The organism is Roseibium sp. Sym1 (genome assembly GCF_027359675.1).
In the GTDB taxonomy this organism is placed as follows: Bacteria; Pseudomonadota; Alphaproteobacteria; order Rhizobiales; family Stappiaceae; genus Roseibium.
On the sequence record NZ_CP114786.1, the window covers coordinates 2,416,831 to 2,432,824 of the forward strand.

Annotated in this window: 15 protein-coding genes; 14 read left to right on the forward strand and 1 reads right to left on the reverse strand. The window is 63.8% G+C overall.

Features of this window, described 5'->3' with window-relative positions; translation table 11 throughout:
* The 13 genes from hybE to hypF are packed head-to-tail and all read left to right on the forward strand — an operon-like array spanning position 1 to position 14,729.
* Positions 1-591 carry a [NiFe]-hydrogenase assembly chaperone HybE gene (gene hybE, locus O6760_RS11010; RefSeq protein ID WP_269585413.1) on the forward strand — a complete coding sequence of 197 codons (591 nt, stop codon included), beginning with the start codon at positions 1-3 and terminating at the stop codon, positions 589-591.
* Positions 581-1,687 carry a nickel-dependent hydrogenase large subunit gene (locus O6760_RS11015; protein ID WP_269585414.1) on the forward strand — a complete coding sequence of 369 codons (1,107 nt, stop codon included), beginning with the start codon at positions 581-583 and terminating at the stop codon, positions 1,685-1,687. The genes hybE and O6760_RS11015 overlap by 11 nt, the downstream gene beginning before the upstream one ends.
* Positions 1,687-2,028: a hydrogenase maturation nickel metallochaperone HypA gene (gene hypA / locus O6760_RS11020; protein WP_269585415.1), complete on the forward strand. Its 342-nt coding sequence runs from the start codon at positions 1,687-1,689 to the stop codon at positions 2,026-2,028. Before O6760_RS11015 ends, hypA begins: the two co-directional genes overlap by 1 nt.
* Entirely contained in the window at positions 2,028-2,921 is an 894-nt protein-coding gene (gene hypB / locus O6760_RS11025) for a hydrogenase nickel incorporation protein HypB (protein ID WP_269585416.1), read from the forward strand. Before hypA ends, hypB begins: the two co-directional genes overlap by 1 nt.
* A gap of 9 nt (positions 2,922-2,930) precedes the next feature.
* Positions 2,931-3,185, forward strand: coding sequence for a HypC/HybG/HupF family hydrogenase formation chaperone (locus O6760_RS11030; protein WP_269585417.1), 255 nt, complete (start codon positions 2,931-2,933; stop codon positions 3,183-3,185).
* On the forward strand, positions 3,182-4,339 hold the full coding sequence (hypD, locus tag O6760_RS11035) for a hydrogenase formation protein HypD (protein WP_269585418.1): 1,158 nt from the start codon (positions 3,182-3,184) through the stop codon (positions 4,337-4,339). The genes O6760_RS11030 and hypD overlap by 4 nt, the downstream gene beginning before the upstream one ends.
* Entirely contained in the window at positions 4,336-5,373 is a 1,038-nt protein-coding gene (hypE, locus tag O6760_RS11040; protein WP_269585419.1) for a hydrogenase expression/formation protein HypE, read from the forward strand. The genes hypD and hypE overlap by 4 nt, the downstream gene beginning before the upstream one ends.
* A 2-nt stretch (positions 5,374-5,375) precedes the next feature.
* Positions 5,376-7,070 (forward strand): hydrogenase maturation protein, encoded by a 1,695-nt coding sequence (locus tag O6760_RS11045; protein WP_269585420.1) that lies wholly within the window; start codon positions 5,376-5,378, stop codon positions 7,068-7,070.
* Positions 7,067-8,560, forward strand: coding sequence for a sigma-54-dependent transcriptional regulator (locus O6760_RS11050; protein ID WP_269585421.1), 1,494 nt, complete (start codon positions 7,067-7,069; stop codon positions 8,558-8,560). The genes O6760_RS11045 and O6760_RS11050 overlap by 4 nt, the downstream gene beginning before the upstream one ends.
* A gap of 3 nt (positions 8,561-8,563) precedes the next feature.
* Positions 8,564-9,934 carry a PAS domain-containing sensor histidine kinase gene (locus O6760_RS11055; RefSeq protein WP_269585422.1) on the forward strand — a complete coding sequence of 457 codons (1,371 nt, stop codon included), beginning with the start codon at positions 8,564-8,566 and terminating at the stop codon, positions 9,932-9,934.
* Positions 9,915-10,943, forward strand: coding sequence for a HupU protein (locus O6760_RS11060; protein WP_269585423.1), 1,029 nt, complete (start codon positions 9,915-9,917; stop codon positions 10,941-10,943). Before O6760_RS11055 ends, O6760_RS11060 begins: the two co-directional genes overlap by 20 nt.
* On the forward strand, positions 10,940-12,388 hold the full coding sequence (locus tag O6760_RS11065; RefSeq protein ID WP_269585424.1) for a nickel-dependent hydrogenase large subunit: 1,449 nt from the start codon (positions 10,940-10,942) through the stop codon (positions 12,386-12,388). Before O6760_RS11060 ends, O6760_RS11065 begins: the two co-directional genes overlap by 4 nt.
* Before the next feature lies 1 nt (position 12,389).
* Positions 12,390-14,729, forward strand: coding sequence for a carbamoyltransferase HypF (gene hypF / locus O6760_RS11070; RefSeq protein ID WP_269585425.1), 2,340 nt, complete (start codon positions 12,390-12,392; stop codon positions 14,727-14,729).
* 37 nt (positions 14,730-14,766) lie between these two features.
* On the opposite strand, the gene O6760_RS11075 is transcribed toward hypF, so the two are convergent.
* On the reverse strand, positions 14,767-15,300 hold the full coding sequence (locus tag O6760_RS11075; protein WP_269585426.1) for a Crp/Fnr family transcriptional regulator: 534 nt from the start codon (positions 15,298-15,300) through the stop codon (positions 14,767-14,769).
* 68 nt (positions 15,301-15,368) lie between these two features.
* On the opposite strand from O6760_RS11075, the gene O6760_RS11080 reads away from it, so the two are divergent.
* On the forward strand, positions 15,369-15,944 hold the full coding sequence (locus O6760_RS11080; protein ID WP_269585427.1) for a hypothetical protein: 576 nt from the start codon (positions 15,369-15,371) through the stop codon (positions 15,942-15,944).
* The last annotated feature ends 50 nt before the right edge of the window (positions 15,945-15,994 follow it).

Below are 15,994 nucleotides of genomic sequence, written 5' to 3' on the forward strand. Positions count from 1 at the left end.
ATGAGCGATGCGGCGGAAGTCACCGAGACGGTCGAAAGGTGTTTCCGTTCCATCCGGGAGACCCGCATGGAGGGAATCCCGATCTTGAATGATGTGCTGGAGGTCGAGCTTTCGGGCCTGCGTCCATGGGAGGGCTTCTGGCTCGGAACGCTGCTGACGCCCTGGTTCCTGAATGTCATCCTGCTGTCCGTCGATGCGGGGGATGAGCGTATTCCGGCCGGGACCAAACGCTGCTTCCGCTTTCCATCCGGGTCGTACGAATTCATCCGCGGGGAGGAGGGCGACGTCGGGCCTTACTGGATGTGTTCCCTGTTCTCGCCCGTCTTCGAGTTCTCCGATCAGGAGACCGCCCGCGCCTGTGCCTTGGCCGCCCTTGATGCCCTGTTCGAGGCGGAAGAGGCCCCCGGCCGAAGCGACGCCGAAATGGCGGCCATCTGGCGCGGCGAACTGCCGGACCCGCAACCCGATACCGACAACAAGCCGGACGAAGAAGACGAGGTCGATGAGGTTGCCGAACCGGTCGCCGTCGAACTCAGCCGTCGCAGCCTCCTGACCGGCCGCAGAAACCGGGAGGCCCCAAATGAGCCTTGAGGGGCATGTCGATATCGTGCTTCCGCGCGATCCGGACAACCCGGTGCAGGTAGCGTTGAAGGAACCTGCGAACGTGTCCCGCCTTCTGTCCGGTCGAACCGCCGCGGAGGTCATCCGGATCGTGCCGTCCCTGTTTTCCCTTTGCGGCACGGCTCATGCGGCGGCTGCCGCGGCCGCGCTCGAAAGCGCTGCCGGCCGGGTCGCGGACAGGGACACGATGGCTCTCCGGGAGTGCCTCGTGCTTATGGAAAGGGTGCGTGAACACCTGCTCCGCATCGCCCTTGACTGGCCGCTTCTGGCAAGCGAGGCCCCGGATATCAAGACGGCGCAAAGCGCGATGTCGCTGCTTTCGGAGTTGCGAAACGCACTCGATCCGGAAGACGTCGTCTTTCTTGACCCGAAGGCGAAAGCCGGTGACAGGGACACCGGCCGGACACTTGTCGCTTCGGCCGTCGCGATTGCCGAAAGCAGGATCTTTCAAGAGGAACTGTCCGCGTGGCGGAACCGGCGGGATCAAACCTCCCTGGGTACATGGGCCGCGTCCGGGAAGACCGTCGCTGCCCGCCTTCTTGGTGCACTCCTGGCCTTCGACGCGAAATGGCCCGGAACCGGAGCGCCGCAGTTCCTGAATGATTTTGAAATGATCGAGCCGGTTGAGAAAGCGGATTTCGTCCCGGAGACATCCCCGCTGGAAAGACGGCGTGATCACCCTCTCCTGGCGTGCGGGCGCGAGCCGACACTGGCGACCCGTTATCTCGCCCGTCTTGTCGACCTTTCCGAAACGCTCAAAGAGTTACAGGACCTGTTTGCGGAAAATCATCGCTTTTTGATCTCGCGAAGGAGAAAGTGTCCGAGAGGGGTCGGTTTTGCGGAAACGGCACGAGGGCGCTTGACCCATGTCGCGAAGCTGCGGGACGGTATGGTCGAGGACTACAGGATCATATCGCCAACGAGATGGAACTTTGCGGACCGGGGCGTCGCGTCCCGCTGTCTCGGCATGTTGTCCGGAGGATCGGATGAAGAACGCATTGAACGGGCCGGTCTCGTGATTGGGGCGATTGACCCCTGTGTCCGCCATACGGTGAGGATCCACTGATGCACGAAATGTCGCTCTGCGAGAGCATTCTCGGCATCCTGAACGAACAGGCGGAAAAGGAAGCCTTTTCCAGAGTTGACCGGGTCTGCCTGGAAGTCGGTCCGCTGTCCGGCGTGGAAACGGATGCGCTCCGCTTCGGCTTTGACGTTGTCATGCGCGGCAGCATTGCTGAAACAGCCCGGCTTGAAATTGTGACCCCGCCTGCCATGGCCTGGTGCCTGCCTTGCGGGGTAAATGTTCCGATCAGCGAACGCTTCGACCCCTGCCCGGAATGCGGGTCGCATCAGTTGCAGGTGACGAGCGGCGAGGAACTTCGGATCAAGGAACTGGAGGTGTCCTGATGTGTACTGTCTGCGGTTGCGGCGACGGAGAGGTCCGCGTGGAAGGGCCGGACAAGGCGAAAGGCGGTGACAGTCACCACCACGCCCACAGGCATGGCCACCATCATTCTCATGAACATGGTCATGAACATGGCCAGGGCGATCACCACCACCATCACCACTATGGCGAGGGCGAGGCCGGAGCTTCGGTGCCGGGCATGAGCCAGTCCCGGATGATCCAGCTGGAACAGGATATCCTCTCCAAGAACAACGCCTATGCGGACGCCAACCGGCGTTATTTCACGGACCGGGGGATTCTCGCGCTGAACCTTGTCTCGAGCCCCGGCTCCGGCAAGACGACGCTGCTTGTCGAAACGCTGAAGAAGATCGGCACGTCGCGGCAATGCTATGTCGTCGAGGGGGACCAGCAGACCGCGAACGACGCGGACCGGATCCGGGCGACCGGCGTGCCGGCGCTTCAGATCAACACGGGCAAGGGCTGTCATCTCGACGGGCACATGGTCGGACACGCGATAGACCACCTGACCCCGCAGGAGGGCAGCTTCGTTTTCATCGAGAATGTCGGCAACCTGGTCTGTCCGGCGGCCTTCGACCTTGGCGAGGCGCACAAGGTCGCGATCCTCTCCGTCACCGAGGGCGAGGACAAGCCGTTGAAATATCCGGACATGTTCGCGGCAAGCGACCTGATGCTCCTGAACAAGACCGATCTGTTGCCGCATCTCGATTTTGATGTCGATGCGGCGGTTGAAAACGCGCGGAAGATCAATCCACGGATCAAGGTTCTCAATGTCTCGGCACGCAGCGGCGAGGGGCTGGATGACTGGATCTCGTGGATCGAGGCCGCACGCGCCATGCAGCTGGCCGGACGCCCGGTCCAAAGTGCGGCGGAATAGGAGGGGCGCATGTGTTTGGCAATACCGGCCAAGGTGGTGGAACTGGAAGACGGAGACATGGCCGTCGTCGCCCTTGAGGGTGTCAGGAAACGCATCTCGACCGCGCTGGTCGAGGACGTGGCGATCGGCGACTACCTGCTGGTCCACGTCGGATATGCGCTCCACAAGGTCAGCCCTGAAGAGGCCAGCCGGACCCTTGCCCTGATGGCGGAAGCCGGGGTCCTTCGGGAGGAGCTGGAAGAGATTACGGGAGGCGAGCAATGAAATATGTCGACGAGTTCCGCGATCGCGAGCTTGCCAAAACCGTTGCCGAGGCGATCCGCCGCGAGGCGCGGCCGGAGCGGACCTACAACATCATGGAGTTCTGCGGCGGGCACACCCACGCCATCTTCCGCTATGGCGTGAAGGACCTGATGCCGGAAAACGTCCGCTTCGTGCACGGCCCGGGCTGCCCGGTCTGCGTTCTGCCCGTCCGGCGGCTGGACGATGCCGTGGAGATCGCAGAGCGCCACGGCGTGATCCTGTGCACCTACGGCGACATGATGCGCGTGCCGGGCACGAAGCAGCGCAGCCTGATCCGGGCGAAGGCGGACGGGGCAGACATCCGCATGGTGTATTCCACCCTGGATGCCCTGAAGATCGCGCGTGACAATCCGGACCGGGAAGTCGTTTTCTTCGCCATCGGTTTCGAAACGACCACGCCGCCGACCGCCGTCGCGATCAGGCAGGCGGAAAAGGAAGGTCTCCGGAATTTCTCGGTCTTCTGCAACCACGTGCTGACCCCGTCCGCAATCAGCCACATTCTTCAGTCTCCGGAAGTCCGGGAGCTCGGAACGGTTCGGATCGACGGGTTCCTCGGACCCTCCCATGTCAGCTCGGTCATCGGATCGGAGCCCTACGAGTACTTCGCCGAGGAATTCGGCAAGCCGGTCGTCATCGCCGGGTTCGAACCCCTCGACGTCATGCAGTCGGCCTTGATGCTGATCCGCCAGATCAACGAGGGCCGTCACGAGGTCGAGAATGAATACACCCGCGTCGTGACGCGGGAAGGAAACCTGAAGGCGCAGTCTCTGGTGTCGGAAGTCTTCGAACTGCGCACCAGTTTCGAATGGCGCGGTCTTGGCACGGTTCCCTACAGCGCGCTGAAAATCCGGGAGGCCCATGCGGCCTTTGATGCGGAACGGCGCTTCGAGGTGTCGGAGAAAAAGTCCCGCGAAGTGAAGTCCTGCGAGTGCCCCGCAATCCTGCGCGGCGTCAAGAAACCGACCGACTGCAAGCTGTTCGGCACGGTCTGTACGCCCGACACCCCCATGGGCTCCTGCATGGTTTCCTCGGAAGGCGCGTGTGCCGCCTACTGGACCTATGGCCGCCACCGCGACCCGGTCAGGCGCCCGCGGGCGAAGGAGGAAGCGGCATGAACGCGCCGCAACCGGATCTCGCCCGGCGGAAAGGGTCCGTCGACATGGCCCATGGCGGCGGTGGCCGGGCCATGGCCGAGCTGATATCGGACCTCTTCCAAAGGCACCTCTCCAACCCGATCCTCGACCAGGGAAACGACGCGGCCTTGCTCAATGTCCCGCCCGGCCGGCTGGTGATGTCGACCGATGGCCACGTCATCTCGCCGCTGTTCTTTCCAGGCGGAGACATCGGCTCGCTCGCGGTTCACGGGACGCTGAACGATGTGGCAACGGCCGGGGCCAGACCGCTCTACCTGACGGCCGGCTTCATCCTGGAAGAAGGCTTTCCGCTCGCCGATCTTGAACGGATCGTCGTGTCGATGGCACTTGCCGCACGCGACGCCGGAGTCCCGATCGTTACCGGCGACACCAAGGTGGTCGAAAAGGGCAAGGGCGACGGTGTCTTCATTACGACGACCGGCCTCGGCGTGGTGCCGGAGGGGGTCCATGTCTCTGTCGAGCGCGCCCGCCCCGGGCAGGCGATCCTGCTGTCCGGGTCGATCGGCGACCATGGCGTTGCCATCCTGTCGAAACGGGAAAACCTTGAGTTCGAGACGGAAATCAGGTCGGACAGCGCGGCCCTGCACACCCTCGTGGCGAACATGGTCGCGGACGTTCCCGGCATTGCCGTCTTGAGGGATCCGACCCGGGGTGGCCTTGCCGCGACGCTCAACGAGATCGCCCGGACGGCCGGCGTCGGCATGCATCTCGACGAGACCAGAATTCCGGTCAAGCGGGATGTTGCCGCGGCCTGCGAGTTGCTCGGCCTGGACCCGCTTTATGTCGCCAACGAGGGCAAGCTGATCTGCCTTTGCGAGGCGGATGACGCGGAAAGGCTTCTGGCCGTGATGAAGGCGCACCCGCTGGGCCGGGACGCCGCGATCATCGGAACCGTTACCGAAGACGACGCCCATCTCGTCGAGATGGAAACCGAGATCGGCGGATTGCGCGTGGTCGATTGGCTCTCGGGCGAGCAGCTTCCGAGGATCTGCTGATCATGAGGATCCTGCTTCTCTGCCACGGCTTCAATTCCCTGACCCAGCGGCTGCATTGCGACCTGCGCGCAGCCGGCCACGAGGTGTCGGTGGAATTCGACATCAACGATGCCGTGAGCGAGGAAGCCGTCCGGCTGTTCGAGCCGGACCTGATCCTGGCGCCGTTCCTGAAGCGGGCGATCCCGCCGTCCGTGTTCAAGGCCGTGCCCTGTTTCATCGTTCATCCGGGGCCGCCGGGCGATCGCGGACCGGCCGCGCTCGACTGGGCCATCCTTGAAGGCGCGACCGACTGGGGCGTGACTGTCCTTGAGGCCGTCGCCGACCTTGATGCGGGCCCGATCTGGGCCTTCCGGTGTTTCCCGCTTCGCCGGGCGTCCAAGTCCAGCCTTTACCGGCACGAGGTCATGGAGGGGGCGGTCGCGGCCGTGTTCGAGGCGCTCGACAGGTTCAGGAGCGGCGCCGCTCCCGCCTCGGTGCCGGAGGCGCAGTCGCTTTGGCGCGGCGCCGTCAGGCAGGCGGACCGGCAGATCGACTGGCAAAGGGACACCGGCGAAGCGATCCTGCGCAAGATCCGTTCGGCCGACGGCATGCCCGGGGTTCGGGACACCCTGTTCGGCGAGCCGGTTTTTCTTTTTGATGCGAGACCGGCGCGCGGCGAGCGGCCGGAGGGCGCGGAGCCCGGCACCGTGATTGCCCGGTCCGGGCCGGCACTGGCGGTGAGGACGGTCGATGGCGCGGTGTGGATTGGACATGTGCGCAAGGCGGACAAGGCGTCGGTCAAGCTGCCGGCGACCCATGTCTTTGCCGGTGAATGTGCCGGCCTGCCGGAAATTTCCGGCGGCTATCGGGACATTTTGTTCGAGCAGGCCGGCGATGTCGGCTACCTGCATTTCGACTTCTATAACGGCGCGATGGACACCTGTGCCTGCCTGCGCCTGAAGGCTGTTTTCGAGGAAGCCGCCGGAAGTTCCGCGCGGGTCCTGGTGCTCATGGGCGGGCCGGATCACTGGTCGAACGGCCTCAACCTCAACCTGATCGAGGCTGCCGGGAGCCCCGCCGAGGAGAGCTGGCGGAACATCCAGGCAATCGATGATCTTGCGGAGACGATCATCCGGACGACGGACAAGTGGGTCGTGTCCGCGCTTTGCGGCAATGCCGGCGCCGGCGGCGTGTTCCTCGCGCGTGCGGCGGACGAGGTCTGGATCCGGCCCGGAACCGTTCTCAATCCGCACTACAAGGATATGGGAAATCTCTACGGGTCGGAATTCTGGACCTATCTCCTGCCGAAATATGCGGGCGCCGACAACGCGGCCAGGATCGCGGACGCCCGCCTGCCCATGGGCGCCGAGGAAGCACTGGCCCTCGGACTTGCCGATCGTGTCCTTGGATCCGATGGCCTGTCGTTCCAGTCGAGTGTGCGGGAGGCCGCTTTGAGACTGGGCGGTGAGGATCTCGCTCCGCGCCTTCAGGAAAAGGCCCGGGTCCGCGAACGGGACGAGGCCGCAAAGCCGCTCGCCGCCTATCGTGCCGCCGAGCTTGCGCGGATGCGGAAAAATTTCTTCGGTTTCGATCCGAGCTATCACATCGCCCGCTACAATTTTGTCCGCAAGGTTCCAAAATCCCGGACGCCGCGAACGCTCGCCCGGCACAGATCAGGCCCACCCGGGGGCCGGTCAACACGGAGGGCCGCATCATGAGCCAGTTGCCGACGATCCTCGTGATTGACGACGAAATCCGCTCCCTTGAGTCCATTTCCAGAATTCTCGACGAGGACTTCGACGTGAAGACCGCGTCGACCATCGGCGAGGCAACACGGATCCTCGAAGGCGAATGGGTCCAGATCGTCCTGTGCGACCAGCGCATGCCGGAAAAGACCGGCGTCGAATTCCTGAAAATGGTCCGCGAGAACTGGCCCGATGCCATCCGGATGATCATTTCCGGCTACACGGACGCGCATGACATTATCGACGGCGTGAACGAAGCCGGCATATTCCAGTACATCACCAAGCCCTGGCATCCGGAGAACCTCATCCTGACGCTTCAGAATGCCTGCAAGCTCTACGCGCTTCAGCGGGAAAACGAACTTCTGGCGATCGAGCTGAAGATGTCGCCCTCCGGAGTGTCGAAAAAGATGTCCGACAGGCGGGAACGCCTGCGACGGGACTATGATTTCGACGACGGCATCATCCGTGGCAAGGTCAGCCCGATGGAAGACGTCTGCCGGACGCTTCGTCAGGTCGCGCCCTATGACGTACCGGTTCTCCTGTCCGGATCCTCCGGAACCGGCAAGGAGCTTGCCGCCCGGGCGCTTCACTATGACTCCCTGCGGTGGAACAAGCCCTTCGTTGTCGAGAACTGTGGCGCGTTGCCGGACGAGCTTCTTGAAAGCGAGCTGTTCGGCCACAAGCGCGGTGCCTTTACCGGGGCCGTGGAGGATCACACCGGCCTGTTTCAAAGGGCGGACGGCGGAACCGTGTTCCTCGACGAGATCGGCGAGGTGTCGCCCGCGTTCCAGGTCAAGCTTCTGAGGACGCTGCAGGAGGGGGAGATCCGCCCGGTCGGCAGCACCAAGACACACAAGATCGATGTCCGCGTCATTGCAGCCACCAATCGAAACCTCGAGGACGAGGTCCGGGCCGGACGGTTCCGGGCGGATCTCTATTACCGGCTTGCCGGGATCGTGGTCCGCTTGCCGGACCTGAAAGATAGACCGTTGGACATTCCGGTCTTGGCGAAAGCGCTGCTCAGCCGGGCGATGTCCCAGTTGGGCAAGCGGGTTTCCGGACTGACCCAGGAGGCGCTCGACTGCATGCAGGCCTATTCCTGGCCGGGAAACGTCCGTGAAATGCAGAACGAAATCCAGCAGATGCTGGTCATGGGGGAAGAGGGGAGCGCCCTCGGCGCGGATCTCCTGTCCCGGCATATCCTGCAGGCAGACCCGGCAGGACGGGAGGAAGAGGATCTTGCGGACCTGATGCCGATGGACGGCTCGCTGAAGGACCGCATTGGCGAGCTCGAAGCCCGGATCATCAAGGAGACGCTGATCCGCCACCGCTGGAACAAGTCCAAGGCGGCGCGCGAACTCGGCTTGTCGCGGGTCGGCCTTCGCGGCAAGCTGGAGCGCTATGGACTGGAAAACGTCAAGCCTCTCCCGGAAAAGCGCAAGAGCGCAGGCAGCGCGGGGTAGGCCATGGCAGGGGATCGCGGTGACAAACTTGGCCTTGAGCTCATGAAGCTGCCGTCGGGCAATCTGGGTCTCGACGGCTCGGGAGAGAATGTCTGGATCGACGTGATCCAGAAAATGGACGACGTCTATTCGGACCTGGTCGATTCCCAGACAGAGCTGGAAGAAAAGAACGCCAAGCTGGAGGAGGCCGACACCTTCATCCGCTCCGTCCTCGGCGCGATGACGGACGTCCTGATCGTCTGTGATGCCGCCGGCCGGATCCAGAAGGTCAACAACCAGCTTCTGACCATCACGCACCGCGATGAGCCGTCTTTGCCCGGGACGAAATACTCGGATCTGTTCACGGACGAAAGCCGCGCGACGGTCGAGGGCTTCCTGGACTGTCTGATTGCCGGCAAGGACGTGGCGCCGTGCGATGCCGCGATCAAGGTGCCGGACGGACCGCCTGCGGTGGTCGCCCTGAGCTGCACGCCCCGCCGCGACCAGCGCGGACGGCTGGCCGGAATGGTGATGGTCGGACGTCCGATCGGCGAATTGCAGCGCGCCTACCGGGCGCTCGACGCGGCGCAGGAGCGGCTCAGCGAAACCCAGCAGCGGCTTCTGGTCTCCGAAAAGATGGCGGCGCTGGGCCGGCTGGTGGCCGGTGTGGCCCATGAGCTGAACAACCCGATCAGCTTCGTCTTCGGCAACATGTACGCATTGAAGCGTTATGGGACGGCGATCCGGAAATACCTGACCGCCTGCGACGACGGAGCCCGGCGCGAGGACATGGATGTGCTGCGCAAGGAGCTGAAGATCGACAAGGTGCTTCAGGACATCGGCCCCCTCGTGGACGGAACCCTGGAGGGCGCCGAACGGGTGCGCGACATCGTGGAGGACCTGCGCCGTTTTTCCAGCAACCAGCAGGAGGAGCCGGAAACCTTCAATATTGTCCGGCTGGTCCACACGGCGGTCGACTGGGTCATCAAGGCCCAGCGGATCAAGCCGGCTATAATCTTCGACACCCCCGACCGTCTGGAGATGACCGGCCACAAGGGGCATATTCACCAGATCGTGGTCAACCTGGTCCAGAACGCAGCCGATGTGCTGTCGGGCCGGGAGGATGGTGAAATCAGGATTTCGTGCTCCGGCGAGAACGGCATGATCCTGGTGCGGGTCGCGGACAATGGGACCGGCATTGCACCCGCAGCAATGGACAAGCTGTTCGAACCCTTCTTCACAACAAAACCGATCGGCAGCGGCACCGGTCTCGGCCTTTACGTCAGCTACAACATGGCGCTCAAGCAGGGCGGCGAGCTGCGTGCCGCCAATCGTCCGGAAGGCGGGGCGGAGTTCACATTGAGGATCCCGGAAAATGTCGATGCAGCGGATTGATGCGAGGCCGCCGGTGCGGCTCTTCTGGCTGCAGTCCGGCGGGTGCGGCGGATGTTCCCTGTCTGCGCTCGGCGCGGAAAACCCGGACCTTGTGACGACGATGGAGGCCGCCAATATCGAGGTCCTGTGGCACCCCTCCCTGAGCGAGGCCAGCGGCCGCGAAGTCGTGTCGCTGATGGAGCGGCTGGAAAGCGGGGAAGAGCCGCTGGACATCCTCTGCCTGGAAGGTTCCGTCATGTGCGGACCGAACGGGTCCGGGAAATTCCATATCCTGTCCGGTACCGGACGGCCGATGATGGACTGGATCCGGGCGCTGGCGGAAAAGGCGCGCTACGTGGTGGCCGTCGGTTCCTGCGCCGCCTTCGGCGGGATCACGGCGGCCGGCGACAATCATGTGGAGGCCGTGGGTCTTTCCTATGAAGGCCGCAAACCCGGTGGACTTCTCGGCGGAGACTTCCTGTCCTCTGGCGGATTGCCCGTCATCAACATCGCGGGCTGTCCGATCCATCCCGGGTGGCTGTGCGAGACCCTGCATCAGATTGCGGCGGGGACCTATAACGAAACGGATGTCGACGAATGGGCGCGGCCGCTGTCCTACACGATGCATCTTGTGCACCACGGCTGTGCGCGCAACGAATTCTATGAATACAAGGCCAGCGCGGAGCGTCTCTGCGATCAGGGCTGCATGATGGAAAATCTCGGCTGCAAGGGCACCCAGGCCCGCGCCGATTGCAACATGCGCGCCTGGAACGGCGCCGGGTCCTGCCTCGATGGCGGCTATCCCTGCATCAACTGCACGGCTCCCGAATTCGAGGAGCCGGGGCATGACTTCCTGCGAACGCCAAAAGTGGCGGGCATCCCCGTCGGCCTGCCGACGGATATGCCGAAGGCCTGGTTCGTGGCGCTCGCCTCCCTGTCCAAGGCGGCAACACCCGCGCGCCTGAAGGAAAACGCCACCGCCGAGATGTTGACCGTGCCGCCGTCCGACAAGGGAAAGACCCGGTCATGACGCGGCTGATCGTCGGACCGTTCAATCGGGTCGAGGGGGATCTGGAAGTCCGGATCGACTGCGCGGATGGAAGCGTTCAAAACGCGGAAGTCGTCTCGCCGCTCTATCGCGGGTTTGAGCGCATTCTTCTGGGAAAGCCGCCGCTCGATGCACTGGTCTACGCCCCCCGGATCTGCGGGATCTGTTCCGTGTCCCAATCCGTCGCGGCCGCGCGGGCCCTGGCATCCGCCATCGGTGTGTCGGTGCCCAGGAATGGCGAACTGGCGATCAATCTCGTCCACGCAACCGAGAATGTCGCCGATCACCTGACCCATTTCTACCTGTTCTTCATGCCGGATTTCGCAAGAGAAATTTACCGGTCGGAGCCCTGGTACGAAGACATTCGCGAACGGTTCACGGCGACAAGGGGAACAGCCGTCGAAACGGTGTTGCCGGCCCGGGCCCAGTTCATGCACATCATGGGCATCCTTGCCGGCAAGTGGCCGCACACGCTTTCCATTCAGCCGGGCGGCTCGACGCGGGCCGCGGCGCCCGGAGAAGCCGCCCGACTGGCCGTCATCCTGAAAGCCTTCCGGCGTTTTCTGGAGCGGCAGCTTTTCGGCGATCAGCTGGAACGGGTCGCGGCCCTCGAAAATGAAGAGGCGCTGGTTTCCTGGGCCGGTGAAAGGGCGCCGGAACACTCCGACTTCAGGAGATTCCTGAACCTTTCGGCCGCGCTGGACCTTGCCAGGCTCGGACCGTCATCCGGCAACTATCTCAGCTATGGCGGCTATCACCTCGAGGACACGTCCTTGTTCGGGCACGGGACGTGGCGAAACGGGCAGGCGAATGCTTTCGATCCCGGCGATGTTGCCGAAGATCTGGTCTCGAGCTGGTACAAGACCGACGGTCCGGAACCGCCGGCTTCCGGGACGACGGAGCCGGATGCCGAAAAGACCTCCGCCTATTCCTGGTGCAAGGCGCCCCGTCTTGGCGGCGAGATCATGGAAACCGGAGCGCTGGCACGACAATTGATCAACGGCCATCCCCTGGTCCGGGACCTGGTATCACGCCATGGCGGATCGGTGCACACACGGGTCGTCGCGAGGGTGCTGGAGATAGCCCTTGTGGTGATGGCGATGGAGCGCTGGGTGGCCGCGCTCGAACCCGGCGGACACTTCATCACGCACGGCGACATGCCGAGCCGGGCGGAAGGGATCGGCCTGACCGAGGCTGCGCGCGGTTCCCTCGGCCACTGGATCTCGATCGAGAACGGCCAGATCTCGAACTACCAGATCATCGCGCCGACCACCTGGAATTTTTCGCCTCGGGACAAGGATGGCGTTGCCGGCCCGCTCGAGCAGGCGCTGATCGGCGCTCCGGTGCGCAAAGGCGAGACCGATCCGGTTTCGGTTCAGCATATTGTCCGTTCCTTCGACCCGTGTCTGGTCTGTACGGTGCACTGACATGAGCGCCGGCGACGACACGTTGGAGAAGATCGGAACACGGGTGCGGGTGAGGGGCCTGGTCCAGGGCGTCGGCTTTCGACCCTTTGTCTGGCGTCTTGCGCAAGAGGAGCGCCTCGCCGGGCATGTCCTGAACGACGCGGAAGGCGTGTTGGCAGAGGTCTGGGGCGGCTTTGAGGCAACCGGACGGTTCCTGGAGCGGCTGAAAACGGACAGTCCGCCGCTTTCCCGGGTGGATGAGGTGGTCGCGGAAGCCATCCTTGGCCAAACTCTAACGCTGGACGCGGGGTTCAGGATTGTTTCCAGCGTGGCCGGTGACGTTTCCACCGGGATCGTTCCGGATGCGGCGACCTGTCCGGAGTGTCTCCGGGACACACTCGCCCCGTCGGACCGGCGGCACGGCTATGCCTTTACGAACTGCACCCATTGCGGACCGCGGCTGTCGATCATCGAGGCGATCCCCTACGACCGCGCACATACCTCGATGGCGCCGTTTGTGATGTGTTCCGACTGCCAGGCGGAATATGACAATCCGGCCGACCGGCGGTTCCATGCCCAGCCGAATGCCTGCCCGGCCTGCGGCCCGACCTTATGGTTCGAGGAAAACGGGCAGCGAAACGAGACGCAGAATCCGATCGGGTGGACGGCTCAAAGGCTCGGGTCCGGCCAGATTGTCGCCATCAAGGGGATCGGCGGATTCCACCTTGCGGTCGATGCAACGCGGCCCGACGCCGTCGAGCGGCTGCGTGCGCGCAAGAACCGGCCGCACAAACCGTTGGCGCTGATGGTCGGGGATGTCGAACAGGCACGGGCGATCTGCGAGGTCAACAACGCCGAAGCCGGGTTGCTGACCAGCGGAGCCGCGCCGATCGTGCTCCTGAAGATCCGCGAGGACAACGGTCTGGCCGGCAACCTTGCTCCGGGGCAGGACCGGCTGGGTGTCATGCTGCCCTACACGCCCCTGCATCATCTCCTGATGGCGGAGGTCGGCAAACCCATCGTCCTGACATCCGGTAATCTCTCCGAAGAGCCCCAGGTGATCGACAACAGCGAGGCCCGGACGAAGCTGTCCCGGATTGCGGACGGGTTCTTGATGCACGACCGGGCCATTGTGAACCGGCTGGACGACAGTGTTGTGCGGGTCTCGGCCGCAGGGCGAACGGTTTTGCGGCGGGCCAGAGGCTATGCTCCGGCACCGCTTCCGCTTCCCGGGCCTTTCAGTAAGGCTCCGCAGGTTCTGGCGATGGGTGGCGAGTTGAAGTCGACCTTCTGCCTCTTGCGGGATGGACAGGCCGTTGTTTCCCAGCACATGGGCGATCTGGAGCATCGGCATGCCCTTCAGGACCTCAGGAAGAACCTTGAGCTCTACCGCGGGATCTTCAGGTTCGATCCCGAGATCATCGCCGTCGATGGCCATTCCGATTACCTTTCGTCGCAGCTTGGCAGGCAAATCGCCTCCGAAACCGGGGCACGGGTGATCGAGGTCCAGCATCACCACGCGCATCTGGCGGCCTGCCTTGCGGAAGCCGGCGTCCCGCCCGGTGACGACGAAACGCTGGCGATCATCCTTGACGGCTCCGGCCTGGGGACGGACGGGACGATCTGGGGGGGCGAGCTGCTGCTCGGCGGCTATCGGGGTTTCGAACGTGCCGGACATTTCCTGCCGGTGGCCTTGCCGGGCGGGGCGGCGGCGGTCCGCGAGCCTTGGCGCAATTTGATAGCGCATCTGCAGGCGGCCTTTGGTCCGGGTTATCGATCCATGCTGGAAGGTACCGGGATATTTGACCCGTTGCGGCACAAGAATCTTCCGCTTGTGGACCAGATGGTCTCCAAAGGCGTGAACACGCCGTTTTCCTCCTCTGCGGGCCGGCTGTTCGATGCGGTCGCTGCTGCCCTCGGTGTGTGTGCGGACAAACAGACCTACGAGGGCCAGACGGGGTCCATGCTGGAAACCATGGCGCGCCCCTTTCTGCAAGAAGAGAGCGGCTATCCTGTCCAGACGACCCAGGAGGGCGGCACCATATTGTCGTGGAAGCCGCTCTGGGAAGCCCTGCTTGCCGACTTGAGAGCCGGCGAGGAGAGAGGGCGTATCTCCGCGCGGTTTCATCTTGCTCTGGTTGGCAGTCTTGCCGAAACGGGGTGTCGCATTGCCAGTGCGCATGGTCTGGACAGGATAGCCCTGTCCGGCGGCGTCATGCAGAATTCGATCCTGTCGGACGGACTGGCGGCCCGGATCGAAGCGCAGGGCCTGAAGGTCCTGTTGCCTCGGGACCTTCCTGCCAATGACGGCGGCATCAGTCTTGGCCAGGCAACGATTGCGGCGGCATGCGCAGCTGGATGAGGGACGGGTGCGGGAATAGACGTTTATCGAACTCTTTCTACCCGGCGCGCCGCCGTCCGATTTCGCGGTAAAGCGCTTCCGGGCTGACCGCGATCTGGCGTGCGACCTGGTTCCATTCCCCCTTGGCCGGCAAGGTTCCGTGCCAGGCTAGCCACGCGTCCAGTCTGTCCGCAACGGTCCTGAGAGAAAGAATTTCGCTGCGCAGTCTCGTGGTCTGGATTTCCCTGGCAAGCCTCGCCGCCCAGGCTGCGGCCAGGTCCGGGTTCTCGCGGATGCGCTCCAGGAAAAAGCCGCGTGATATGCCGCGGAGCCCGGCTTCGACATGTGCAATCGCATCGCAGTGATATGCCCTGGCATAGACGGAAGCCTCGGCCAGGATGTCGCCCGGGCCGGCTCTTTGCAGCACCAGCGCAGCGCCGCCCTCCTGGTGGCGGATCAGCTGGACCTCGCCCCTGGTGACCAGAAAAAGGGTTCTGACCGGGGCGCCCTGATGGAACAGGTAATTGCCGGCGTCGAGCAGGCGGCTTTGGCCATGGGGCGTTTCGAATAGGGAAGAAAAATCATCTGACATGATAGCTATCATGTTCCAATTGACCTGAAGACTGCAAGCTCCGGCAACGGATCAGGAAAGGAACCACGATGATCAGACTTGTTCTTGCCGCCGCCCTGGCGACAGTTGCCCTGCCGGCGCAGGCCCAGACCGACGCCCATCACGCCCATGGGGCTCACACATCTGCCATGCAGGAGACGGCGGCACCGGTCAAGGCCGCGCCGCGCGAGCCGGGACAGTCGGCCTTCGCCGCCATCCAGGAAATCGTCGCTCTACTGGATGCGGACCCGCAAACCGACTGGTCGGCAGTCGACATCGCCGCGTTGCGCAGCCACCTGGTCGACATGAGCAACGTCACGCTTCACGCCAAGGTGCAATCAACGCTGCTCGATGACGGCTACCGGTTCGTTGTCACGGGGGACGGCGGCGTGCGCGACTCGATCCAGCGCATGGTCACGGCCCACGCCGCGACCATGGGCGGCGTGCGCGGCTTCAGCTATGAAACCGAAACCACGCCGGACGGAGCGGTCATGATTGTGCGCGCGGGCAAGCCGTCCGACCTGCAGATGCTTGCCGGCCTCGGCTTCATCGGCGTGATGACGCTCGGCGCACATCATCAGGAGCATCACCTGGCGATCGCCTCCGGTCACTCTCCTCACGATTGAGTTTGCGGAGTGCCGACCGGACCGGGACCCGACACCTGCGCCTCCATCGC

Bases quoted from the DNA above. Each gene is read 5' to 3' on its own strand.
- hypE (WP_269585419.1), top strand. From the start codon at position 4,336: ATGAACGCGCCGCAACCGGATCTCGCCCGGCGGAAAGGGTCCGTCGAC.
- O6760_RS11075 (WP_269585426.1), bottom strand. From the start codon at position 15,300: ATGTCAGATGATTTTTCTTCCCTATTCGAAACGCCCCATGGCCAAAGC.
- O6760_RS11030 (WP_269585417.1), top strand. From the start codon at position 2,931: ATGTGTTTGGCAATACCGGCCAAGGTGGTGGAACTGGAAGACGGAGAC.
- O6760_RS11015 (WP_269585414.1), top strand. From the start codon at position 581: ATGAGCCTTGAGGGGCATGTCGATATCGTGCTTCCGCGCGATCCGGAC.
- O6760_RS11080 (WP_269585427.1), top strand. From the start codon at position 15,369: ATGATCAGACTTGTTCTTGCCGCCGCCCTGGCGACAGTTGCCCTGCCG.
- O6760_RS11055 (WP_269585422.1), top strand. From the start codon at position 8,564: ATGGCAGGGGATCGCGGTGACAAACTTGGCCTTGAGCTCATGAAGCTG.
- O6760_RS11065 (WP_269585424.1), top strand. From the start codon at position 10,940: ATGACGCGGCTGATCGTCGGACCGTTCAATCGGGTCGAGGGGGATCTG.
- hypD (WP_269585418.1), top strand. From the start codon at position 3,182: ATGAAATATGTCGACGAGTTCCGCGATCGCGAGCTTGCCAAAACCGTT.
- O6760_RS11045 (WP_269585420.1), top strand. From the start codon at position 5,376: ATGAGGATCCTGCTTCTCTGCCACGGCTTCAATTCCCTGACCCAGCGG.
- hypA (WP_269585415.1), top strand. From the start codon at position 1,687: ATGCACGAAATGTCGCTCTGCGAGAGCATTCTCGGCATCCTGAACGAA.
- hypF (WP_269585425.1), top strand. From the start codon at position 12,390: ATGAGCGCCGGCGACGACACGTTGGAGAAGATCGGAACACGGGTGCGG.
- O6760_RS11050 (WP_269585421.1), top strand. From the start codon at position 7,067: ATGAGCCAGTTGCCGACGATCCTCGTGATTGACGACGAAATCCGCTCC.
- hypB (WP_269585416.1), top strand. From the start codon at position 2,028: ATGTGTACTGTCTGCGGTTGCGGCGACGGAGAGGTCCGCGTGGAAGGG.
- hybE (WP_269585413.1), top strand. From the start codon at position 1: ATGAGCGATGCGGCGGAAGTCACCGAGACGGTCGAAAGGTGTTTCCGT.
- O6760_RS11060 (WP_269585423.1), top strand. From the start codon at position 9,915: ATGTCGATGCAGCGGATTGATGCGAGGCCGCCGGTGCGGCTCTTCTGG.